This is a genomic window from Pseudonocardia sp., assembly GCF_035305885.1.
Lineage (GTDB): Bacteria > Actinomycetota > Actinomycetes > Mycobacteriales > Pseudonocardiaceae > Pseudonocardia.
Genome location: NZ_DATGOP010000113.1, coordinates 64922 through 85765, shown reverse-complemented (window position 1 = coordinate 85765; position 20844 = coordinate 64922). Strand labels below are relative to the sequence as shown.

Annotated in this window: 23 protein-coding genes; 15 read left to right on the top strand and 8 right to left on the bottom strand. The window is 73.0% G+C overall.

The genetic code is table 11. The annotated features are described in order from the left end of the window. Positions 1-84 precede the first annotated feature (84 nt). Positions 85-1008: a proline dehydrogenase family protein gene (locus VKZ81_RS24410; RefSeq protein ID WP_324244001.1), complete on the top strand. Its 924-nt coding sequence runs from the start codon at positions 85-87 to the stop codon at positions 1006-1008. Between the two features lie 75 nt (positions 1009-1083). Further along, on the top strand, positions 1084-2595 hold the full coding sequence (gene putP, locus VKZ81_RS24405) for a sodium/proline symporter PutP (RefSeq protein WP_324244000.1): 1512 nt from the start codon (positions 1084-1086) through the stop codon (positions 2593-2595). 3 nt (positions 2596-2598) lie between these two features. Here putP and VKZ81_RS24400 read toward each other — a convergent pair whose 3' ends face one another. Further along, positions 2599-3045 carry a nitroreductase/quinone reductase family protein gene (locus VKZ81_RS24400; protein WP_324243999.1) on the bottom strand — a complete coding sequence of 149 codons (447 nt, stop codon included), beginning with the start codon at positions 3043-3045 and terminating at the stop codon, positions 2599-2601. A gap of 53 nt (positions 3046-3098) precedes the next feature. Between VKZ81_RS24400 and VKZ81_RS24395 the strand changes: the two genes are divergently transcribed. The 11 genes from VKZ81_RS24395 to VKZ81_RS24345 all read left to right on the top strand — a co-directional run bounded on the left by VKZ81_RS24395 (position 3099) and on the right by VKZ81_RS24345 (position 10841). Further along, on the top strand, positions 3099-3563 hold the full coding sequence (locus tag VKZ81_RS24395; RefSeq protein ID WP_324243998.1) for a MarR family winged helix-turn-helix transcriptional regulator: 465 nt from the start codon (positions 3099-3101) through the stop codon (positions 3561-3563). Between the two features lie 57 nt (positions 3564-3620). Further along, entirely contained in the window at positions 3621-4589 is a 969-nt protein-coding gene (locus VKZ81_RS24390; RefSeq protein WP_324243997.1) for an NAD(P)H-dependent flavin oxidoreductase, read from the top strand. Between the two features lie 81 nt (positions 4590-4670). Then, complete coding sequence (locus tag VKZ81_RS24385; RefSeq protein ID WP_324243996.1) at positions 4671-5477, top strand: DeoR/GlpR family DNA-binding transcription regulator; 807 nt, start codon at positions 4671-4673, stop codon at positions 5475-5477. 75 nt (positions 5478-5552) lie between these two features. Further along, a complete protein-coding gene (locus tag VKZ81_RS24380; protein ID WP_324243995.1) occupies positions 5553-5912 on the top strand; it encodes a hypothetical protein in 360 nt (119 codons plus the stop codon). A gap of 144 nt (positions 5913-6056) precedes the next feature. After that, on the top strand, positions 6057-6179 hold the full coding sequence (locus VKZ81_RS24375) for a hypothetical protein (protein WP_324243994.1): 123 nt from the start codon (positions 6057-6059) through the stop codon (positions 6177-6179). Positions 6180-6181: 2 nt separating this feature from the next. Further along, positions 6182-7000 (top strand): carbohydrate ABC transporter permease, encoded by an 819-nt coding sequence (locus VKZ81_RS24370; protein WP_324243993.1) that lies wholly within the window; start codon positions 6182-6184, stop codon positions 6998-7000. Further along, positions 6997-7125, top strand: coding sequence for a hypothetical protein (locus VKZ81_RS24365; protein ID WP_324243992.1), 129 nt, complete (start codon positions 6997-6999; stop codon positions 7123-7125). Before VKZ81_RS24370 ends, VKZ81_RS24365 begins: the two co-directional genes overlap by 4 nt. A 147-nt stretch (positions 7126-7272) precedes the next feature. After that, positions 7273-7869, top strand: coding sequence for a carbohydrate ABC transporter permease (locus VKZ81_RS24360; RefSeq protein ID WP_324243991.1), 597 nt, complete (start codon positions 7273-7275; stop codon positions 7867-7869). After that, positions 7866-9194 carry an ABC transporter substrate-binding protein gene (locus VKZ81_RS24355; protein WP_324243990.1) on the top strand — a complete coding sequence of 443 codons (1329 nt, stop codon included), beginning with the start codon at positions 7866-7868 and terminating at the stop codon, positions 9192-9194. Before VKZ81_RS24360 ends, VKZ81_RS24355 begins: the two co-directional genes overlap by 4 nt. Then, positions 9191-9877, top strand: a complete 687-nt coding sequence (locus tag VKZ81_RS24350; RefSeq protein WP_324243989.1) for a glycerophosphodiester phosphodiesterase — start codon at positions 9191-9193, stop codon at positions 9875-9877. The genes VKZ81_RS24355 and VKZ81_RS24350 overlap by 4 nt, the downstream gene beginning before the upstream one ends. A gap of 301 nt (positions 9878-10178) precedes the next feature. Beyond that, entirely contained in the window at positions 10179-10841 is a 663-nt protein-coding gene (locus VKZ81_RS24345) for a DUF4352 domain-containing protein (protein WP_324243988.1), read from the top strand. Positions 10842-10904: 63 nt separating this feature from the next. On the opposite strand, the gene VKZ81_RS24340 is transcribed toward VKZ81_RS24345, so the two are convergent. From VKZ81_RS24340 to VKZ81_RS24325, 4 genes are all read right to left on the bottom strand, one after another. Next, positions 10905-11516 (bottom strand): isochorismatase family protein, encoded by a 612-nt coding sequence (locus tag VKZ81_RS24340; RefSeq protein WP_324243987.1) that lies wholly within the window; start codon positions 11514-11516, stop codon positions 10905-10907. Continuing rightward, positions 11513-13387 carry a hydantoinase B/oxoprolinase family protein gene (locus tag VKZ81_RS24335; RefSeq protein ID WP_324243986.1) on the bottom strand — a complete coding sequence of 625 codons (1875 nt, stop codon included), beginning with the start codon at positions 13385-13387 and terminating at the stop codon, positions 11513-11515. The genes VKZ81_RS24340 and VKZ81_RS24335 overlap by 4 nt, the downstream gene beginning before the upstream one ends. Positions 13388-13472: 85 nt before the next feature. Continuing rightward, entirely contained in the window at positions 13473-15566 is a 2094-nt protein-coding gene (locus tag VKZ81_RS24330; RefSeq protein ID WP_324243985.1) for a hydantoinase/oxoprolinase family protein, read from the bottom strand. Beyond that, positions 15563-16219 carry a GntR family transcriptional regulator gene (locus VKZ81_RS24325; RefSeq protein WP_324243984.1) on the bottom strand — a complete coding sequence of 219 codons (657 nt, stop codon included), beginning with the start codon at positions 16217-16219 and terminating at the stop codon, positions 15563-15565. The genes VKZ81_RS24330 and VKZ81_RS24325 overlap by 4 nt, the downstream gene beginning before the upstream one ends. A 115-nt stretch (positions 16220-16334) precedes the next feature. On the opposite strand from VKZ81_RS24325, the gene VKZ81_RS24320 reads away from it, so the two are divergent. Next, on the top strand, positions 16335-17228 hold the full coding sequence (locus tag VKZ81_RS24320; RefSeq protein WP_324243983.1) for an isocitrate lyase/PEP mutase family protein: 894 nt from the start codon (positions 16335-16337) through the stop codon (positions 17226-17228). A 122-nt stretch (positions 17229-17350) separates the two neighbouring features. Here VKZ81_RS24320 and VKZ81_RS24315 read toward each other — a convergent pair whose 3' ends face one another. Beyond that, positions 17351-17584 (bottom strand): type II toxin-antitoxin system Phd/YefM family antitoxin, encoded by a 234-nt coding sequence (locus tag VKZ81_RS24315; RefSeq protein ID WP_324243982.1) that lies wholly within the window; start codon positions 17582-17584, stop codon positions 17351-17353. Positions 17585-17671: 87 nt separating this feature from the next. Here VKZ81_RS24315 and VKZ81_RS24310 point away from each other — a divergent pair, with 87 nt between their 5' ends. Beyond that, positions 17672-18784, top strand: a complete 1113-nt coding sequence (locus tag VKZ81_RS24310; protein ID WP_324243981.1) for a D-alanine--D-alanine ligase family protein — start codon at positions 17672-17674, stop codon at positions 18782-18784. Here VKZ81_RS24310 and VKZ81_RS24305 read toward each other — a convergent pair. Further along, the gene (locus tag VKZ81_RS24305) at positions 18781-19872 is read right to left on the bottom strand and encodes a tartrate dehydrogenase (protein WP_324243980.1); all 1092 of its coding nucleotides are present in this window, start codon (positions 19870-19872) and stop codon (positions 18781-18783) included. The genes VKZ81_RS24310 and VKZ81_RS24305 overlap by 4 nt on opposite strands. Before the next feature lie 68 nt (positions 19873-19940). Then, on the bottom strand, positions 19941-20837 hold the full coding sequence (locus VKZ81_RS24300; RefSeq protein ID WP_324243979.1) for a LysR family transcriptional regulator: 897 nt from the start codon (positions 20835-20837) through the stop codon (positions 19941-19943). Positions 20838-20844: the final 7 nt, after the last annotated feature.

Here is a 20844-nt window from a genome sequence, read left to right as displayed (position 1 = left end):
CTAGTCCGGCCGGACCAGGGTGTTGCGGAAACCTTGTCCACTCGGACAAGCCTGTGGGGACCGCCACGCTTTACGGTCCTGCGCATGCTTCGCAGCACCCTGCTGGCCGCGGCCCGGTCGGGCACCGTGCGCGCCCTCGTGGAGGCGGGCCCGTTCGACCCCCTGGTGGACCGCTTCGTCGCCGGCACGACGGTCGACGCGGCGATCGAGGCGGCGCGCCGGATCGCGGCCGACCGGTACGTCACGGTCGATCACCTCGGTGAGGACACCACCGAGCGCGCGCAGGTCGACGCGCACGTCCACGCCTACCGCACCCTCCTGGAGCGCCTGGGGAGGGAGGGGCTCGCCGACCGGGTGGAGGTGTCGGTGAAGCTCTCGGCGTTCGGGCAGCGGCTGCCCCGCGACGGCGACAAGATCGCGCTGGAGGCGGCGCGGCAGGTGTGCGAGGCGGCGGCCGCGGTGGGCACCACCGTCACCGTCGACATGGAGGACCACACCACCACCGACGTGACGCTCGCCACCGTGCGCGACCTGCGGGTGGACTTCCCCTGGGTGGGGGCGGTGCTGCAGTCCCAGCTGCGGCGCACCGAGGCGGACTGCCGGGACCTCGCGGGGCCCGGCTCCCGGGTGCGGCTCTGCAAGGGCGCCTACGACGAGCCGGAGTCTGTGGCCTACCGCAGCGCCGCCGAGGTCGACAGGTCCTACGTCCGCTGCCTCAAGGTCCTCATGGCCGGGGAGGGCGTGCCGATGGTGGCGACGCACGATCCGCGGCTGATCGCGATCGCCCGCCACCTCGCCGACCGCAACGGGCGCTCGGTCGACGACTGGGAGCTGCAGATGCTCTACGGCGTGCGCCCCCAGGCCCAGACGGATCTCGCGGCGCGCGGGCTGCGGGTTCGCGTCTACCTGCCCTACGGCACCGAGTGGTTCGGCTATTTCATGCGGCGCCTCGCCGAGCGCCCGGCGAACATGGCCTTCTTCCTGCGCTCGCTCGCGACTCGCGGCTGAATCGTAACGCCGTAGATCTTTACGGGCACCCGGCCGGCGTGCCGAGAATGTCAAGCCCGACGGGGAGGAAAAGGGATGTCCGATCAGGCCTACGAGATCGCCGCGCTGGTCGTGTACTTCGCCGCGATGATCGGTATCGGCTATTACGCCTACCGGCAGACCGGCAACCACGAGGACTACATGCTCGGGGGGCGCAAGCTCCCACCGTGGACGGCCGCGTTGAGCGCGGGCGCATCGGACATGTCGGGCTGGCTGATGATGGGCCTCCCCGGCGCCATCTACGCCGCGGGGCTCGTCGAGGCCTGGATCGCCATCGGCCTCACCATCGGCGCCTACCTCAACTGGTTGTTCGTGGCGCCGAGGCTGCGCTCCTACACCGAGGTCGCGAAGAACTCGATCACGATCCCGAGCTTCCTCGAGAACCGCCTGCACGACACGTCGCGGGCGCTGCGGGTCGCGTCGGGCGCGATCATCCTCGTGTTCTTCACCTTCTACGTCTCGTCGATGCTGGTTGCGGGCGGCCAGTTCTTCGTGATCGCGTTCGACGGCCCCTACCTGGGGGGCGTGCTGCTCGTCGCGATCGTGACCCTGGCCTACACCCTGTTCGGCGGCTTCCTCGGCGCCTCCCTGACCGACGTGGTGCAGGGGCTCATGATGATGTTCGCCCTGCTGGTCGTGCCGGTCATCGCGATCTCCGCGGTCGGCGGGCTCGACGAGACGACCGCGGCGATCCGCGAGGTCGACCCCAACCACCTGTCCCTGCTGGGTGACGCGACGCTGTCGGCGACCACGGTGGTCGGCATCATCTCCGCGGCGGCGTGGGGGCTGGGCTACTTCGGTCAGCCGCACATCATCGTGCGCTTCATGGCCATGCGGGACGCGGCGGCGGCCGGCCCGGCGCGCCGGATCGGGATCGGCTGGATGGTCCTGTCGCTGATCGGGGCGGTCGCGTGCGGGATCATCGGCGTCGCGTTCTTCACGCGCACGGCCGCCACGCTCGACGACCCCGAGCTCGTGGTGCTGGCGATGGCGCAGGACCTGCTGCACCCGGTGCTCGTCGGCTTCGTGTTCGCCGCGGTGCTCGCGGCGATCATGAGCACGGTGTCGAGCCAGCTGATCGTCAGCTCCTCGGCCTTCGTGGAGGACCTGTACAAGGTCTTCGGGCGCGACACCTCGGAGCGCGCGCTGCTGACGCTCGGCCGGGTGTGCGTGCTGGCCGTCGCCGTGATCGCCGGCCTGCTGGCCCTCAACCCGAACAACACGATCCTCGACCTGGTCGCGTTCGCCTGGGCCGGCTTCGGCGCCTCGTTCGGCCCCGCCATCATCCTGTCGCTGTTCTGGCGCAAGCTCACGAACTGGGGTGCGCTCGCCGGAATGGTCGCCGGCGCCGTCGTGGTCTTCGCCTGGGACGCCTACGGGGAGGCCATTTCCGGGGTCGACCTGTACGAGATCGTGCCCGGGTTCATCGCGAACCTCGTGGTCGCGGCCGTCGTCAGCCGGATGACCTACGTGCCGAATGCGGAGATGGAGCGCGAGTTCGACACGGCGGTCGAGGTCGCGGGCCGCAAGAAGGTGGCCGCCGCGTAGCCGTCACCCGGCGGAACGCAGTTCGAAGACCGCAACCCGATCGGCGATCCCGGCGAACTCGTCGGGATCGCCGCTTTTCACCAGGCCGAGCCGCACGAAGAACGGGACGCCGTGCGGCACCTCGGTCGGGAAGGCGCGCACCACGGTGCGGCGCAGCTCGGGGTCGGTGACCTCGGTCAGCGTGACCTCCTCGCGCCTGCGTCCCCGGGCGAGCTCGCCCCGGCCCGCCGCCCGCGCGTTGCGGGCCCAGTCCGACTGCGGCAGCGCGGCGACCACGTAGCGGCGGCCGTCGACGGTCAGCGGGGAGACGGGGGTGGGGCGCGGGGCGCCGGAGACGCGGCCCGGCACGGTCAGCACGTGGATCGTGCCGAGCCTCAGCCCGGCCCGCTGCACCAGCCTGACCAGGCGGTTCGCCGCGGGGAGCCAGCTCGGCAGGGCGGTCGTGGCCATGTGAATCCTTTCGATCGTCGAAGTAATTCGCGACCGAGGCTAGACTCTTTCGAGTGTCGAAGCAATCGGCGGTGGAGCGGGCAGCGCGCGCCGCGGCGGAGTTCGGCGCGGCGGCCGACGCGGTGGACGAGGCGGCGGCGCTCGCGTTCGGCGTCAACCGCACCGACCTGCGCATCCTCGCCGCCGTCGCGGGCGGTCCGCGGACGGCGGGGCAGGTCGCCGCGGCCGTGCAGCTGAGCCCCGCGGCCGCCACGACCGCGATCCAGCGGCTCGTCGCGCGCGGCCACCTCACCCGCGAGACGGACCCCGAGGACCGCAGGCGCGCGGTCGTCGCGTTGACCGCCTCCGCGCGCGAGCTCGTCGACCGGATCTACGGGCCGCTCGGGGAGGCCGGGACCGCGCTGCTGCGGCGCTGGAGCGCGGCCGAGCTCGAGCTGATCGCCGACTTCCTGGAGCGCGGCCGGGCGATGCAGCTCGCGCAGGCGGAGCGGATCAGGGGGATGGCGGCACCGGGATAGCCCGGCGCGCCGCCCTCGAGGCTCGACCTCGGGCCCGCCGCGCGTCATCCTTTTACGGTGCTGAGCACGCGGTTCACCGAGCTCGTCGGCTGCGACGTCCCGATCCAGCAGGCACCGATGGGGCTGATCTCCCCGTCCGGGCTCGCGCTCGCGGTGGCGCGGGCGGGCGGCGTCGGGACGGTCAGCGCGCCGCTCGGGGTGCAGCCGCAGGAGCTGGCTGCGCAGTTGGACTCCTGGATGGACGCAGGCGCGGGCGCGCTCGCCGTCAACTTCATCACCGAGCAGATCGACCCGGAGGCGGTCGCGGTGGCCGGTGCGCGGGCGCGGATGGTCGACTTCTTCTGGAGCGCCCCGCACGCCAAGCTCGTCGACGCGGCGCACGAGGGCGGTGCGCTGGTGAACTGGCAGGTCGGGTCGCTGCCGGACGCCGTGCTCGCCGCCGAGGCCGGGGCGGACGTCGTGACCGTCCAGGGCCGGGAGGCCGGTGGGCACGTGCGCGGCGACACCCCGCTCCTGCCGCTGCTCACCGCCGTGCTGCGGGCGGTGGACGTGCCGGTGCTGGCAGCGGGCGGCATCGCCGAGCCGCGGGCGCTGGCCGCGGTGCTCGCGGCGGGCGCAGCGGGCGCCCGGATCGGCACCCGGTTCATCGCGACGTCGGAGTCGGGCGCCCACCCGGAGTACGTCCTGGCGCTGCTCGCCGCCGGCCCGGAGGGCACGGAGATCACCGACGGCTTCGCGGACTGCCCGATGTGCGCCACGCTCCCGCGGGCGCGGGTGCTGCGCTCGGCGATCGCGGCCGTGGCCGCCGTCGAGGGCGACGTGGTGGGCACCCTGCCGAGTGGCGACGGCGAGCAGCCGATCCCGCCGCGGGCCGGGTTGCCCCCGCACAAGCAGGTGAACGGCCGGATCGACGCGATGGCGCTCTACGCGGGCAGCGGCGTCGAGCACGTCACGGCCGTGCGGCCCGCCGCCGAGGTCGTGCGGGAGCTCGCCGAGGGGGCGGAGGCCCTGCTCCGGGCCTGGTGAGCGGGCGTCCCGGGGGCGCGCGCCGCGGTCGTCGCGGGTAGCGGTCGATCGCTGCCGCCGCGGGCGCCGGACAATCTCCCCATGAGTGCGACTAGCTCCGAGGGCGGGTCGGACGCGCCTGCCCGCCGCCCGGCTCGCCGGCAGGCCGAGATCGCGGCCTACGTCGTCGAGCACGGCACGGCCACCGCCCACGAGCTCGTCGAGGCGTTCGGGGTCAGCCTCATGACCGTGCACCGCGACCTCGACGCGCTCGAGCGCCAGGGCGTCGTGCGCAAGTACCGCGGCGGCGTCACCGCGCAGCCGACCAGCGTCTTCGAGAGCAACGTCGCCTACCGCCTCAACACCGCGCAGGCCCAGAAGCAGGCGCTGGCGCGGCGGGCGAGGGACATGGTCGAGCCCGGCATGTCGGTGATGCTGGACGACTCCACCAGCGCGCTCGCGGTCGTGCGCCTGCTGGAGGGCGTCGCGCCGCTCACGGTCGCGACCAACTTCCTGCCCGCGATCTCGCTGCTCACCGCGATGCCCGACGTGCGGCTGATCGTGCTCGGCGGCATCTACTCGCCCACCCACGACTCCTTCGGCGGCGTGCCGTGCGCCGAGGCCGTGGAGGCACTGCAGACCGACCTGCTGTTCTGCAGCGTCTCCGCGGTGTCGGCGACCCACGCCTACCACCAGGAGCAGGAGATCGTGCTGGTCAAGCGGGCGATGCTGCGCGCGGCGCGCACCCGGGTGCTCATGATCGACAACGCCAAGCTGAGGCGCACCGCGCTGCACCGGCTGGCCCCGCTCACCGACTTCGACCTCGTCCTCGTCGACGACCAGGCACCCGCCGACCAGGTGGCCGCCCTGCGCGACAAGGGAGCGCGGGTGGAGGTCGTCGAGGTGTGAGCGCTCCGTGCACGACCGGATGCAACCCGATCGGGGGCATGATCGGGGGAGATCGGGCGAGAGGGGGCGCGCAGGATGGAGCGCGAGAACGAGGACCCGGCGATCCGAGCGCTGGTGGAGCTGAAGGCGGGGCTGGAACGCACGATCACCGCGCTGGGCGAGGCGTCCGCCCGCGCCGATGAGCTGATCGAGCGCCGCAGGGCGGGCGCGTCCTGGTACACGATCGTGACCACCGAGGAGCGGCCGCTCGTCATCGAGACGATCTCGCGGGTGCTCGACGACCTCGGGGAGCTGGGCAGCCGGTTCCGGCGCGAGGAGGCGCGGGCGCTGCAGCGCGAGAACGTCAGCATCACGCGGATCGGTGAGCTGTTCCACGTGAGCAGGCAGCGCGTGTCGACGCTCCTGCACGGCCCGCGCTCGCGCCCGGAGGTCTGAGGGCCGGTCGAACCGGTGCCCGAAACGGCGCCGGGCGGTCAACTCTGTGAACTAACACCGAACATCACACTCTGGGGCTGTTCTTCATCATCTTCGGCTGATAACTTCCTCGCCCGTGACGCCCACCACGACGAGGAGGCGGGCATGACCGCTGTCGGGCAGCCGGTCCGAACGCGCCCGGATGCGCCCGCGCAGCGGGGGCCGGGGGCGCGGAAGCGCCCGCTGCGGGAGTACGGGTTGTTCGCGCTGATGGTGGCGCCGACCTGATCGTGATCGCGGTCTTCGCGTACTGGCCGATCGCCTACAACGCCTACCTCAGCCTGACCGAATGGAACATGATCGCGGTCCGGCCGACGTTCGTCGGATTGGCCGACTACGCGCGCACGCTCACCGACCCCGCCTTCCACCAGACGCTGTGGACGACCGTGGTGTTCACCGGCCTCATCGTGGCCGGCAGCGTGGTGATCGGCCTCGCGCTCGCCGTGCTGCTGAACCTCCCGCTGGCCGGCCGCGGGTTCGTGCGCACGCTGTCGTTCGCGCCGCACGTGCCGTCCGGGGCCGCGGTGGCCACGCTGTGGTTGTTCATCTTCGACCCGGGCTACGGGATGGTGCGGGTGCTGCTCGACCCGCTCGGGATCACCGCGCCGAACCTGGTGAACGACTCCGACGGGGCGCTCGTGGCGCTGGTCCTCGTCTACCTCTGGAAGAACATCGGCTTCGCCGGGCTGATCTACCTCACCGGCATGCAGAGCCTGCCGCGTGAGCTCGACGAGGCGGCGCTGATCGACGGCGCGGGCGCGTGGACCCGGTTCCGACGGGTGACGCTGCCGCAGCTGCGGCCGATCACGTTCTTCCTCCTGATCACCACCGTGATCGGGACGTTCCAGGCCTTCGACGTCATCGCGGTGATGACCAACGGCGGCCCCGGCGACGCGACCACCACGCTCAGCTGGGCGATCTACGAAGAGGGCTTCGAGGCGTTCGACGCCGGGAGGGCGGCCACGATCTCGGTGATCATGTTCGTGATCCTGCTGGTCGTCACGGCCGTCCAGGTCCGCGTGATGGAGAGGCGGGTGCACCCGGCATGACGCCCGTGACGACGGCGGAGCGGGGCCGCCCGGCCCGCCCGCAGCGCACGCCGCGGCCCGTCCGCGCGGTGCAGTACGTGGTGCTCGTCGGGGTGGCCGCGCTGTTCCTCGGCCCCCTGTACTGACTCGTCACCACGTCGCTGAAGCCGGCCGACGAGATCTACCAGGCCCCGCCCGAGTTCTGGCCCGCCACGCTGACCTGGGAGAACTTCGAGCTTGCGGGGCAGGCCGCCCCGTTCGACCTGTTCTTCCTCAACTCGACGTTGGTCACCGTGGTCGGCACCGCGCTCAAGGTGATGAACGCCGTGCTCACCGCGTACGCGTTCGTGTACCTGCGGTTCCCGTTCAAGAACGTCCTGTTCCTGGGCGTGCTCGGCGCGATGATGGTGCCGGGCCACGTCGTGCTGCTGCCGAACTACCTCACGGTGGCGAGCCTCGGCTGGATCAACACCTACGCCGGGCTGATCATCCCCGGCATCGGCTCGGCGTTCGCGACGTTCCTGATGCGTCAGCACTTCCGCACGCTGCCGCGCGAGGTGACCGACGCGGCGTCCGTGGACGGCGCGGGCCACCTGCGGACGCTGTGGCAGGTGGTGCTGCCGATGTCGCGGCCGATGCTGATCACGGTGCTGGTCATCACGGCCGTCGAGGAGTGGAACCAGTTCGTCTGGCCGCTGATCGTCACGAACACCGTGCAGATGCGGACGCTGCCCGTCGGCCTGCTGCTGCTCAAGGACCAGGAGGGCCCGACGAACTGGGGCACGATCATGGCGGGCGCCGCGCTCGTGCTCGCCCCCATGCTGGTGATCTTCTTCGTGGCGCAGCGCTGGATCATCGGCGGCATCACGGCCGGGGCGGTGAAGGGATGAGGAGCCGCCGTTCGTTCCTCGCGTTGCTGGGTGTCGCCGGCGCCGCCGGCATCGCCGCGTGCGGGTTCCGCTCGCCGGACGCGGTGTACGCCCAGCCCCCGGGCGTCGTGCCCCCGCAGTACGGCGGGCGCGAGCGCGTGGTGTTCTGGCACTCCTACAGCGGCCGCAACGGCAAGGTGCTCGACGAGATCGTCGGGCGGTTCAACGACTCGCAGGACGACGTCTACGTCGAGGCCCAGTACCAGGGCTCCTACGACGACACCGCGCAGAAGGTGGCCGCCTCGCTGATCGCGAGCCAGGTGCCGGACATCGCGATCTTCTCCGACGTCACGTGGGAGCGGTTCTACCTCAACGACGCCCTGGAGCCGTTCGACGCGTACTTCCGGCCCGGCTTCGACCCGAGCGTGTACGAGCCGCGGCTGTTCGGCGAGGGTGTGCTGCAGGGGCGCAGCTGGTGGATCCCGTTCGCGCGCAGCACGCCGCTGCTCTACTTCAACCGGGACGCGTTCGCCGAGGCCGGGCTGCCGGACCGGGCGCCCGAGACGTGGAGCGAGCTGCGCGAGTGGGCGCCCGCGCTCGCCCGCGTCCAGTCGGCGGGCCGGTCGCTGCGCAGCCTCGCGTTCCTCAAGGTGGACGGGGACTGGCAGTTCCAGGGCAACGTCTGGCAGTTCGGCGGCGCTTACTCCAACGGGCTCGACATCACCATCGACGAGGACGGTGCGGTCGCGGCGGGGGAGTGGCAGCGGCAGCTGATCCAGGACGGCTTCGGATACATGGCGAGCAGCGTCACCACCGACTTCGCCAACGGGCTCGTGGCCATGGCCCAGGACAGCACGGGCGCGCTGCGGACCGTCATGGAGAACTCGTCGTTCACGGTGGGTGCCGCGTTCGTGCCGGGCGAGGTGGACTCGGCGGTGGCCACCGGCGGCGGCGGGATCGGGATGATGCGCAACGCCTCGCCCGAGCGCAAGCAGGCGGCCGCGGTGTTCCTCGCCTACCTCGCCCGGCCGGAGATCGCGGCGCACTGGACGGTCGAGACGGGCTACCTGCCCGTGGTCACCGCGGCGCAGCAGGAGCCCGCGCTCGTCGACCTGATCGCGCAGGAACCCAACTACGGCGTGGCGATCCGGCAGCTGCCGCGGGCCCGCCAGCAGGACGCGATCCGGCTGTACGGGCGCAACGCCAACGTGGCCATCTACACCGGGCTGCAACAGATCTACGCCGACAACGCCGCCCCGAGGGACGTGTTCCGGTCCGTGGCGCGCCGGCTCGAGTCGATCGCCGACGAGGTGCGGCGCCAGTACGAGGAGAAGGTACGACCGTGATCGTCACCGGGCACCGGGGCGCCATGGGCAGCGAGCCCGAGAACACGCTGCGCTCGTTCCGCAGGGCCGTGCGGGAGGGGTGCGACGAGATCGAGCTCGACCTGCGCGTGACCGCGGACGGGCACCTCGTCGTCCTGCACGACGCCACGGTCGACCGCACCACGAACGGGTCCGGTGCGGTCGCGGAGATGACGCTCGACGAGGTGAGGTCGCTCGACGCGGGCCTCGGCGAGCAGGTCCCGACCTGGGCCGAGGCGGTGGCCGCGGTCGACGTCCGGTTCCAGGCCGAGGTGAAGGCGCCCGAGGCGGTGCCGCTGCTCGCCGAGTCGCTGCGCGCCGACCCCGACCTGGCCGCGCGCACGCTCGTCACGTCCTCCCGCGCCGAGGTCCTGCTCGCCGTGCGCGAGGAGCTGCCGGACGTCGAGACCGGCCTCATCCTCGGGCGCACGCCGCCGTTCGCCGAGATCGTCGCCCGGACGGCGGCCGCGCGGGCGCGCACCGCGCTGTGCGGGATCGCGGGCCTCACCGCGGAGGGCGTCGCCGGCCTGCACGAGCGCGGCTTCGAGGTCACCGGGTGGCCGGTGCCCGACGGGGACGTCCTCGCCGCGGCGGTCGAGCTCGCGGTCGACGGGATCACCACCGACCACCCGGACGTCGTCTGCGCGCTCGCCCGCGCGAGCTGACTGCGGGGCGTGAGACCCACGCCACTGAAACGCCCGGCTCATCGCGGGCGAACTAGCAGGCGGCACCCACGCGGGCCGCAAGCAGCGCAGAGCTAGGCCCTCCGGTCGACCCAGCACGCGGCGACCAGGAGGAGGTCTCGAAGGCTGGCGAGCGGACGGACGGATTGCTCCGAAGAGCGTTCCGCACCGAGCCGAGCACCGCCGGAACCCCGGCGGGAACCCACCCCTTCCGCGAGCGCCCACCCGCGCGCGGAACCAGCCCGTCCGCCGCCACCGCGGCGGATCGAGGAGACCTCGCAAGATGCAGCACCAGCAGGACCCGAACGGCCCGAACACGTACTACCAGGGCTACGGCGCGCAGCCGCCGCAGTACCCGCCCGCCCCGCCGCAGGCCTACGTCCAGCCGCCCGCGCCGGAGCCCGAGCGCAGTTGGCGCAACGCCAAGATCTTCGGCGGGATCGTGGCGGGCCTCGTGCTCCTCGGCATCGTGAGCGGCGGGGGCGACGACGACCCGGCTGCGGCGACCCCGGCGAGCGCCGGCGGCGCGGCCACTCCGGCGCTGGCCACGCCGCCGACCGAGCCGGCCCGGAGCGGGGTCGTCCCGGCGGGCCAGGCCGTGGACGTGGGCGACGGGTTCCAGGTCACGGCCGAGCCGCTGAAGTCTTCCCGGCCGCGCATCGGCGGGCCCCTGCTCTGCACGACCGTCAGCTTCGTGAACGGCACCGACGAGCGGGTGTCGGTGCACCCGTGGGAGTGGAAGCTGCAGGACCCGAACGGCGCGGCCGTGATGAGCACGATCGCGTTCGACGGCAAGGACACCTTCACCGGCGCCGACCTCGCCGTGGGCGGCAAGGGCGGCGGCCGGATCTGCTTCGACGACCCCGGTCTGAAGGGCACCTACCAGCTGCTCTACGACGGCTGGTTCCAGGGCGGGGAGCAGGCGTGGGCGACCAGCCGCGGCTGACCCTCGCCGCGGTGAGACCGGTCCCGGGCGCGTTCGCACCGGTTGCGCGCCCGGGACCGGCGCCTAGCCGCCGAGGTGCTCCAGCGCCTCGGCGAGGTCGACGACGTCGGCGTACTTCGCGTCGAGGTCGCGCAGGTTCTGCTCGTGCAGCTGCGCGCTCCGGTCCGCGCAGGCCTGGCGGACGACCTGCGGGTGGAACCCGTGGCCCAGCGCGTCCGTCGCCGTCGCCCGCACGCAGCCGGAGGTCGACACGCCGGTGACCACCACCGTGTCGACACCCTGCGCATGCAGGGTCGCCGCGAGCGACGTGCCGAAGAACGCCGACGCGTACTGCTTGACCACGACCGGCTCGCCGGGGGAGGGATTCAACGCGAGCTCGCCCCAGCCGCCCACGGCGTCCTCGGCGAACGCGGCGAGGGCGGGCACCTTCCGCACGAACAGGCCGCCGTCGGCGAGGCCCGAGGCGTAGCGCACGACCGTCCAGGCGACGGGGTGGCCGGCCGCCCGCGCGGCGTCCACCAGCTGCGCCGTCGCGGCGACGGCCTGCCCCGGCTCGGGCAGCGCGAACGGCCCGTCCGGCTCGGTGTAGGCGCGCACGAGGTCGACCACGACGACGGCGGGCCGCCGCCCCCACCCGACCCGCCCGGAGAACGCCGGGCCGTGCGGGCCGCTCACGCGTCCGACCAGACCGGCCGCTTCGGAGCGGGCAGGCCGGTCTCCTCCTCGCAGCGGGCCAGGATCTCCTCCAGCGGCGGGCCCATGTTGAACACGGGCAGCTCCGCGGGGCGCGCGGCGCGCATCTCGGCGCGCAGTGCCTCCGTCGCCGCCTCGTCGAGGCCCTCCTCGCCGATGACCACCCCGTAGCGGCGCGCGCCCTCGACCGTGACCAGCCCGCGCCGGACCTCGAGCTCGACGAGCGCCGGGTCGCGCTCGAGCGGGTCGCCCCACCCGCCGCCGCCCCAGGTGACGAAGTGCAGCACGTCGCCGGGGTGGACGGGCACGTCGTGGCACTTGCTGGGCAGCACCTCGCGGGTGCCGTCCGCGCGTTCGATCCACTTCCGGCCGCGGGCTCCGGGGAGCCCGCCGTTCACGCCCCACGGGTAGGTGAGCCAGCGGTCGTCGTGGATGGCGATGGTGCCCGGCTCCTCGAAGACGTACGCGACGTCCACGCCGTTGCCGCCGCGGTGCAGCCCGGGGCCGCCGGTGTCGGCGACGGTCTCCCACTTCTCGATCCGCAGCGGGTAGTAGGACTCCAGGTACTCGCACGGGATGTTGACGAAGCTCGGCCACAGCGAGTGGCCGTCCGGCCCGTCGCCGAGCGGGCGGCCCGGGATGCCGCCGAAGCCGATCGAGTAAAGCTGGAACCACTCGCCCTTGCGCTCGCCGGACGTGTAGTGCCCCGAGTACATGAAGTGCGGCGACGAGGAGAAGCCCGCGGCGTTGAGCAGCGCCGGGTTCGTCTGCCCCAGCAGGCCGCCGAACAGGTCGAACACCCGCCCGACGCCGTGGTTGCGGCCGTTGAGCGAGGCCGGGTGCTTCGGCTTCCAGTACGAGCCCTCCGGGATCGTCACGTCGATCAGCGGGTAGAAGCCGTCGTTCCACAGGATCTGCGGGTCGGCCACCGTGATCATGTAGATCCCGAAGAACATCCGGGTGAGGTTCTCGTTGATGTAGTAGTTGATCGGGCCCGCCGCCTGCGGGCTCGACCCGGTGAAGTCGATGTGCACCTTGTCGCCGGTGCGGGTGAGCGACATCTTCAGCTCGTAGGGCCCGTAGCCCACGCCGTCGTCGCAGATGTAGTCGGTGAAGCTGAGCGTGCGGCCCTCCTCGAAGACCGTGTGCAGCAGCACCTTCATCGCGTCGTAGTTGCGCTGCAGCAGGGCGTCGAGAGCCGACAGGTACGTCGCGGTGCCGAACCGCTCGCACATCTCCACCACGCGCCTGCCCGCGGTACGGCACGCCGCGACCAGGCCGTTGAGGTCGGCGCGGTTCCAGTCCGGCATCCGGACCTGGTTGAGGATGATCCGCAGCGCGTCCTCGTTGAGCACGCCCTTCGCGTACAGCTTGAAGGGCGGGATGACCACGCCCTCCTCGTAGATCGTGCGGGCGTCGGTGGGCATCGAGCAGGGCGTCTTGCCGCCGACGTCGGACATGTGCCCGAACATCGACGCCCAGCCGACCACCCGGCCCTCGTGGTAGATCGGCATCACGAGCAGCCAGTCGTTCGCGTGGCTGATCGCGGCGCCGCAGGCGTACGGGTCGGACGTCATGAGGATGTCGCCCTCTTCGATCGTGCCGTCGAACCCGTCGAGGAAGTCGGGCACCGAGAGGCCGAACTGGCCGACGACCATCTTCCCGCTCGGGTCGCCGATCAGCGGGAACTCGTCGTGCTGCTCGCGGATGCCCGGGGAGAGCGCGGTCCGGAACAGCACCTCGTCCATCTCGTAGCGGGCGTTGCGCAGTCCGTTCTCGATCAGGTCGAGGGTGACGGGGTCGACCTCGACCTTCTCCACCTCTCCGGTGGCGGTCTCGATGATGCGGGCCATCACGCCTCCTGTTCCGATTGCCGTCGCTTCGCTCCGGCGAGCTCGCGGGGCCGCGAAGACGCCGTCCTGCTCCTCCGGTGCTCGGTCACTCGTTCCCCGCTCCCTGCGCGCCTCCCCCGCAGGACGGCGTCGCCCCGCTCGCCTCGGGACGGATCAAAAGGCTGCCCGACGGGTGGACCGTCGCCGCGTGGCCGGGCAGCACGAGGGTGGTCGAGTCCATCTCGGTGACGATCGCGGGGCCGGCGACGACGTCGCCCGCCCGCAGCCTCGCGCGGTCGTACACGCGCGCGTCCACCCACGCCCCCGACACGTGGATCGGGTGCGTGTCGACCAGCGCCGCGGCCGGGTCGCCGTCGCCCTCCGGCAGGTGGGTGGCGGCCACCTGCGGGCGCGGGCCGGACACGGTGGCCCGGGCGTTGACGAGCTCGTGGTCGGCCTCGAGCAGGAACGAGAACAGCCGTTCGTGCTCGGCGTCGAACGCGGCGGCGAGGGCGCCGAGGGCGTCCCCGTCGAGGTCGGTGACCTCGACGGGGATCTCGAAGCCCTGCCCGTGGTAGCGCACGTCGACCTGGTAGGCGGTGGTCTGCTCGGACTCGGGGACGCCCTGCTCGGCGAGCCGGGCGCCCGCCTCGGCGGCCAGGTCGCGCAGGATCGCCGCGAGGTCCTGCGAGGTCAGGTCGGCGAAGCGGCGCAGCACCGTGCGGGCCGCCTCGCTGCGCGCCGAGGTGGTGGCGTCGCCGAGCGCGCAGAGCACGCCCGGCGAGGGCGGCACGATCACCGGCCAGGCCCCGGTCAGCTTCCCGAGCGCGTTGGCGTGCAGCGGGCCCGCGCCGCCGAACGCGACGAGCGCGAAGTCGCGCGGGTCGAAGCCCTGCTGGACCGACACCAGCCGCAGGCCGCCGAGCATGTTCTCGTTGACGATGTCGACGATCCCGGCCGCGGCCGCCTCCGGGCTGGGCAGCCCCATGGCCTCGGCGACCTTCCCGACCGCGGCGCGGGCGGCGTCGACGTCGAGGGTGATCTCGCCGCCGGCCAGCGTGGGCGGGAGGTAGCCGAGCACCACGTTGGCGTCGGTGACGGTCGGCTCGGTGCCGCCCTTGCCGTACGCCGCGGGGCCGGGGTCGGCGCCCGCGGACTGCGGGCCGACCCGCAGCGCCTTCGTCAGCTCCGGCACGTGCGCGATCGAGCCGCCGCCTGCGCCGACCGTGCGCACGTCCACGCTCGAGGCGCGCACGGTCAGGTCGCCGACCTTCGTCTCGCGCCCGATCCGCGGCGTGAGGCCCTGCACGAGGGCGACGTCGGTGGAGGTGCCGCCCATGTCGAACGTGATCAGGTCTCCGATGCCGCACTGCTCGGCGATCCACACCGCGCCGGTGACGCCGCCCGCCGGGCCGGACAGCAGCATCGTCACGGGCGCCTCGACCGCGGCGTCGGCCGAGGACAGCCCGCCGTCGCTGCGCAGGATCGCGAGCTCCCCGCCGACGCCGCCCTCGGCGAGCTTCCCGGCGAGCCCCTGCACGTAGCGCTTCACCTGCGGCTGGACGTAGCCGTTCGCGACCGTCGTGACGGTGCGCTCGTACTCCCGCAGCTCGGGCAGCACGTCCGACGACAGCGACACCGGCACGCCGGGCAGCACCTCGGCGGCGATCTCGGCGATCCGCCGCTCGTGGGTCGGATCGGCGAACGAGTTGATCAGCGAGACGGCGAGGGCGTCGATCCCGGTGAGCGTCGCGAGCTTCGCGCGGACGTCGGCCTCGTCGAGCGGGCGGATCACGCGGCCGTCGGAGGCGATGCGCTCCTCGACCTCGACGGTGTTCTCCAGCGCGGCGAGGGGCTCCGGCTTCGGCCAGATGATCCAGCCGGCGAGCCCGCCCGGGACGTAGGAGCGGGCGATCTGCAGGACCTGCCGGAAGCCCTTGGTGGTGACGAGCCCGACGGTGGCGCCCTTGCCCTCGAGGATCGCGTTGGTGGCGACCGTGGTGCCGTGCAGCACCTGGGACACGTCCGACAGGGCGATGCCCGCCTCGGCGCACACCTTGTTGATCCCGTTGAGCACGCCGACGGACTGGTCCGACGGCGTGGAGGCGGTCTTCGCCCGCCAGGTGGCGCCGGTGGCCTCGTCCACCAGCAGCACGTCGGTGAACGTGCCTCCCACGTCGACACCCAACCGGTAGGTCATCGGTGGTCCTCCTGCTCGTGGGCGGCCCGCAGCATCACGGCGCGGGCGTTGTGGATGTGTGCGGTCATGACGGCCTGCGCCCACGTCGGGTCGCCCGCCCGCATCGCGGCGACGATCTCGGCGTGGTGGGCGAGGCTGCGGCGCAGCGAGGCCTCGTCGTAGGCGTGGAAGTTGCGCAGCTGGATCGGGGCGTGGATCACCCCGGCGAGCGCCGTGGCGAGGGCCGGCTGGTCGGCGATCTCGACCAGGCGCCCGTGGAACTGCCGGTTGAGCGGGACGAGCGCGTCCAGGTCCTGGTCGGGGCCGGGGAGCCCGACGGCGAGCATCCGGTTCGCGAGCTCGTCGAGGGCGGCCACGTCGTCGGCGCTCGCGCGCGGAACGGCGTACCCGGTCAGGCGCGGCTCCAGGGCCGACCGCAGGTCGAACACGCCCTCCAGCTCGGCGACGCTCCAGCTCGCCACCCGGGCCCCGCGGTTGGGCACGAGCTCGACCAGTCCCTCGGCGGCCAGCCGGGTGAGCGCCTCCCGGACGGGGGTGCGGCTCACCCCCAGCCGCTCGGCGAGCTCGACCTCGCCGAGGCGGGCGCCGGCCGCGAAGTGGCCGTGCAGGATCAGCTCCCGCAGCGCGGACAGCGCGCGCTCGGTGGAGGTCATCGTCCGTGTCACACGTCACCCCGCTCGGCAGATTGTGTGCAATCTATGGCCGGAGGTTCCGCCAGGCAATGCTCCTGCCGTAAATTCGCCGTGAATGCATACAAAGGGGGATCGCGTGGGTGATCTACTGAGCTCCGGTCCGGCGCCGCGCGCCCGGCTGCGCGAGCTGCTCGCCGGGCCCGGCCCCGTCGTCGCGCCGGGTGCCTACGACGCGCTGTCGGCGCGGCTCGTCGAGCAGGCCGGGTTCGACGTCGTCTACATGACCGGGTTCGGCACCACGGCGTCGCTGATCGGCCGGCCGGACGTCGGGCTGCTCAGCGGCACCGAGATGGTCGACAACGCGCGCCGGATCGCCGCCGCCGTCGACGTGCCGGTGATCGCCGACGCCGACACCGGATACGGCAACGCGATCAACGTCGTCCGCACGGTGCAGTCCTACGAGCAGGCGGGCGTGGCGGGCGTGCACATCGAGGACCAGGTCATGCCCAAGAAGTGCGGGCACATGAGCGGCAAGGCCGTGATCGGCGCCGACGAGATGGTCGGCAAGATCCGCGCCGCCGTCTCCGCCCGCCGCGACCCCGACTTCGTGGTGATCGCCCGCACCGACGCGGCCGCCGTCGAGGGCCTCGACGCCGCGCTGGAGCGCGCCCGCGCCTACGCCGAGGCGGGCGCCGACCTGCTCTTCGTCGAGGCCCCGACCAGTGAGGACGACATCGCCCGGGTGGCGGGGGAGCTCGCGGGCGTCGCGCCGCTGGTGTTCAACTGGGCCGAGGGCGGGCGCACCCCGCCGCTGCCGCTGGACAAGATCGCCGCGCTCGGGTTCTCGCTCGTGCTGTTCCCGATCGGCACGCTGCTCGCCGCCACCGCGGGCATCCGCTCCCTGCTCGCCACCCTGCGCGCCGACGGCACGCCGGCGGCCGCGCTCGGCGACGTGCCGTCGTTCGACGAGTTCACCGACCTGATCGGGCTGCCCGAGATCCGGACGCTGGAGCAGCGGTTCGGCGCGTGACTGGATCGCGGGCACGATCGCCACGTCGTAGCGCGCCGGCCGCGGGTCCGCTGTGAGCAGGGGGATGTCCTCGATCTGCGGCTGGGCCACGAGCAGACAGACGTGCGTGTCGAGGAGGGCCTTCATCCGCCCTCGAACGCCTTCTGGAGCCCGTCGGGCAGCGGATCGTCGAAGTCCTCGGGAACCTCGAACACGCCGCGATCGGCGCCGAACGTGCGGCGGGCGCGGCGCCGCACCGGGACGAGTCGGGCGACCGGTTCACCGCTGCGCGTGATGACGACCTCCTCGCCTTCGGCGACCCGGCGCAGGAGGTCGGACGGCGTTGTCTCGGCCTCGTGGTCCCCGACCTCGACCACGGGGGAGAGAGCTTGGCCAAGTCCTTGGCTAGGGACACGCCGAAGCCCCGGCCGGTCGGGTCGCGCCGGTCGGCCTACCCTCGGGTCATGAGCCGGGACAAGGTGCGGGTCGCCGTCGTGTTCGGTGGTCGCAGCAGCGAACACGCGATCTCCTGCGTCTCCGCGGGGGCCGTGATGTCCCACCTGGACCCGGAGCGCTTCGAGGTCGTGCCGGTCGGGATCACCCGCGAGGGAGCCTGGGTGCTGGCCACCTCGGACCCGCGCGAGCTGGTGATCTCCGACCGCGCCCTGCCGTCGGTCGAGGCGGGCGGCACCGCGCTCGCGCTGCCCGGCGACCCCACCCGTGGCGGCCTGGTCGTGCTCGACCAGGACCGGGCGGGCGAGGTGTTCAGCGGCGTCGACGTCGTGTTCCCCGTCCTGCACGGCCCCTACGGCGAGGACGGCACGATCCAGGGCCTGCTGGAGATGGCGGGCGTGCCCTACGTCGGGGCGGGGGTGCTGGCGAGCGCCGCGGCCATGGACAAGGAGTACGCGAAGAAGCTCCTCGCCGCCGAGGGCATCCCGGTCGGCGACCACGTCGTGCTGCGCCGCGGCCGCGAGACCCTCACCGCCGAGGAGCGCGAGCGGCTCGGGTTGCCGGTGTTCGTCAAGCCGGCGCGGGCGGGCTCCTCGATCGGGATCACCCGGGTCACCGACTGGGCCGACCTCGACGCCGCCATCGCCGTTGCGCGCGAGCACGACCCGAAGGTGCTGGTGGAGGCCGCGATCGTCGGGCGCGAGGTCGAGTGCGCCGTGCTCGAGTTCCCCGACGGCACCGTGCGCGCGAGCGTCCCGGCGGAGATCCGCATCGTCGGCACCGGCCCGGACGGGCGCAAGCCGGAGTTCTACGACTTCGAGGCCAAGTACCTCGACGACGTCTGCGAGTTCGACGTCCCGGCGAAGCTCGACGACGAGGTGGCCGAGCGGCTGCGCGCGATGGCCATCGACGCCTTCCACGCCGTCGACGGGCAGGGCCTCGCCCGCGTCGACTTCTTCGTCGGGCCCGACGGCGAGCTGACCTTGAACGAGGTCAACACGATGCCGGGCTTCACCCCGATCTCGATGTACCCGCGCGCGTGGGCGGTGACCGGGATCGACTTCCCGACCCTGCTCGCGACGCTGATCGAGACGGCGCTGGCCCGCGGCACCGGGCTGCGCTAGCGGCCCAGCCGCTCGACGAGGGCCGCGACGACCTCGTCCGTGGTGGCGGTGCCGCCCACGTCGCGGGTGAGCACACCCGCCCCGGTGGTGGCGTCGATCGCCTTGCGGACCCGCTCGGCCTCGTCGGGCAGACCGAGGTGGTCGAGCATGAGCGCGGCGCTGCCGATGGCGCCGATCGGGTTGGCGAGGCCCTGCCCCGCGATGTCGGGCGCCGAGCCGTGCACGGGCTCGAACATCGACGGGAACCGGCGCTCGGGGTTGAGGTTCGCGCTGGCGGCGAGGCCGAGGCTGCCCGCGAGCGCGGAGCCGAGGTCGGACAGGATGTCGGCGTGGAGGTTGGAGGCGACCACCACCGACAGTTCCTCGGGCCGTAGCACGAACTTCGCCGACATCGCGTCGACGAGCACGCTCTCGGTCTCGACGTCGGGGTAGTCGGCGGCGACCCGGGCGAAGACCTCGTCCCACAGCACCATGCCGTGTTGCTGGGCGTTGCTCTTGGTGACCGAGGAGACCTTCTTGCGCGGGCGGCTGCGTGTGAGGTCGAACGCGAACCGCATGATCCGCTCGCAGCCCTTCTCGGTGAACAGCGCCGTCTGCAGGGCGACCTCGTTGCCCGGGCCGCGGCCGGCCAGGTTGCGCCCGCCGAAGCCCGCGTACTCGCCCTCGCTGTTCTCCCGGACGACCACCCAGTCCAGCTCGGCCTCGTCGGCCCGGCGCAGCGGGGAGACGACGCCGGGGTGGAAGCGCACCGGGCGCACGTTGGCCCACTGGTCGAAGCCCTGGCAGATGGCCAGGCGCAGGCCCCACAGGCTGATGTGGTCGGGGACCGTGGGCCAGCCGACCGCACCGAAGTAGATGGCGTCGAAGCCGCGCAGCACCTCGAGGCCGTCCGGGTCCATCATGCGGCCGGTCTTCTCGTAGTAGCCGCAGCCCCAGGGAAACCCGGTCCACTCGAACGCGAAGCGGCCGCCGGACGCGGCGGCGAGGGCGTCGAGGACGGTCCGGCCCGCGGCCACGACCTCGACGCCGACCCCGTCGGCCGGGATGGCGGCGATGCGGAACGTGCGCTTCTCGGTCGGTGCGGGCATGGGGCCAGTGAATCCCGGCCGCGTGGCCGCGTCCAAGACGCGCTGCCGATCCGACGGATAGGTCCTGCCTATCCGTCCAGGTCGACGGGGGTGTACTCGCGCGCGGTCGCGAGGAAGGCGCGTGCGGCCGGCGTGAGCGGCGCGGCCCGGCTGAGCAGGGCGATGTGCAGGTGGGCGGGCGGGTCGAGCCGGACGGCGCGCGCCCCGGCCCGCCGCGCGAGCGGGGCCCACGCCGCGGGCAGCACGGCCAGCCCGACGCCGTGCATCACCAGTGGCAGGATCGACGTGCGGTGGGCGACCTCGGCGGCGATCTCCACGTCGGTGCCGGCGGCGACGATGTCGTCGACCACCTGGCGCATCCGGCTGCCGGCCGGGGAGGCGATCAGACGGGTGCCGGAGAGGGCGGCGCGCGGGACGGGATCGCCGTCGGGGAAGCTCGGCCCCGGGCGGCCCACGAGGACGAACGGCTGGTCCTCGAGCGGCAGGACGTCGAGCCCCGGCGGTCGCAGCGGGCCGGGCGCGCCGACGAGCCCGAGCTCGCCGACGCCCTGGCGGACCTGCTCGACGACCTCGTCGGGGGTGAAGGCCGCGGCGGCGGAGACGGTGACACCCGGGTGGTGGCGCAGGAATTGCGTGGTCAGGGTCCCGAGCGGCTCGATGCCGGGGGACGGCATGGTGACCAGCTCGACCCGCCCCCTGCGCAGGCCCTTGAGCGAGTCCATCGTGGACCGGGCGGTGCGCAGGTCCCGCAGGACCTGGCGGGCCGGCTCGACCAGCTCGGCGCCTGCGTCGCTCAGGACCACGCCGCGGCCGATGCGGTGGAACAGCGGCACGCCCAGCTCGCGCTCCAGGGCGGCGATGGCCTGGGACAGCGACGGTTGCGCGATGTGCAGCTTCTGCGCGGCTCGCCCGAACCCCTCGTTGTCGACGATCGCGAGGAAGTACTCGAGCTGCCGGGCGTCCACGGCCGGC

Coding starts and splice junctions, on each gene's coding strand:
- VKZ81_RS24410 (WP_324244001.1), top strand. CDS start 85: ATGCTTCGCAGCACCCTGCTGGCCGCGGCCCGGTCGGGCACCGTGCGC.
- putP (WP_324244000.1), top strand. CDS start 1,084: ATGTCCGATCAGGCCTACGAGATCGCCGCGCTGGTCGTGTACTTCGCC.
- VKZ81_RS24400 (WP_324243999.1), bottom strand. CDS start 3,045: ATGGCCACGACCGCCCTGCCGAGCTGGCTCCCCGCGGCGAACCGCCTG.
- VKZ81_RS24385 (WP_324243996.1), top strand. CDS start 4,671: ATGAGTGCGACTAGCTCCGAGGGCGGGTCGGACGCGCCTGCCCGCCGC.
- VKZ81_RS24380 (WP_324243995.1), top strand. CDS start 5,553: ATGGAGCGCGAGAACGAGGACCCGGCGATCCGAGCGCTGGTGGAGCTG.
- VKZ81_RS24375 (WP_324243994.1), top strand. CDS start 6,057: ATGACCGCTGTCGGGCAGCCGGTCCGAACGCGCCCGGATGCGCCCGCG.
- VKZ81_RS24365 (WP_324243992.1), top strand. CDS start 6,997: ATGACGCCCGTGACGACGGCGGAGCGGGGCCGCCCGGCCCGCCCGCAG.
- VKZ81_RS24355 (WP_324243990.1), top strand. CDS start 7,866: ATGAGGAGCCGCCGTTCGTTCCTCGCGTTGCTGGGTGTCGCCGGCGCC.
- VKZ81_RS24345 (WP_324243988.1), top strand. CDS start 10,179: ATGCAGCACCAGCAGGACCCGAACGGCCCGAACACGTACTACCAGGGC.
- VKZ81_RS24335 (WP_324243986.1), bottom strand. CDS start 13,387: ATGGCCCGCATCATCGAGACCGCCACCGGAGAGGTGGAGAAGGTCGAG.
- VKZ81_RS24330 (WP_324243985.1), bottom strand. CDS start 15,566: ATGACCTACCGGTTGGGTGTCGACGTGGGAGGCACGTTCACCGACGTG.
- VKZ81_RS24325 (WP_324243984.1), bottom strand. CDS start 16,219: ATGACCTCCACCGAGCGCGCGCTGTCCGCGCTGCGGGAGCTGATCCTG.
- VKZ81_RS24310 (WP_324243981.1), top strand. CDS start 17,672: ATGAGCCGGGACAAGGTGCGGGTCGCCGTCGTGTTCGGTGGTCGCAGC.
- VKZ81_RS24305 (WP_324243980.1), bottom strand. CDS start 19,872: ATGCCCGCACCGACCGAGAAGCGCACGTTCCGCATCGCCGCCATCCCG.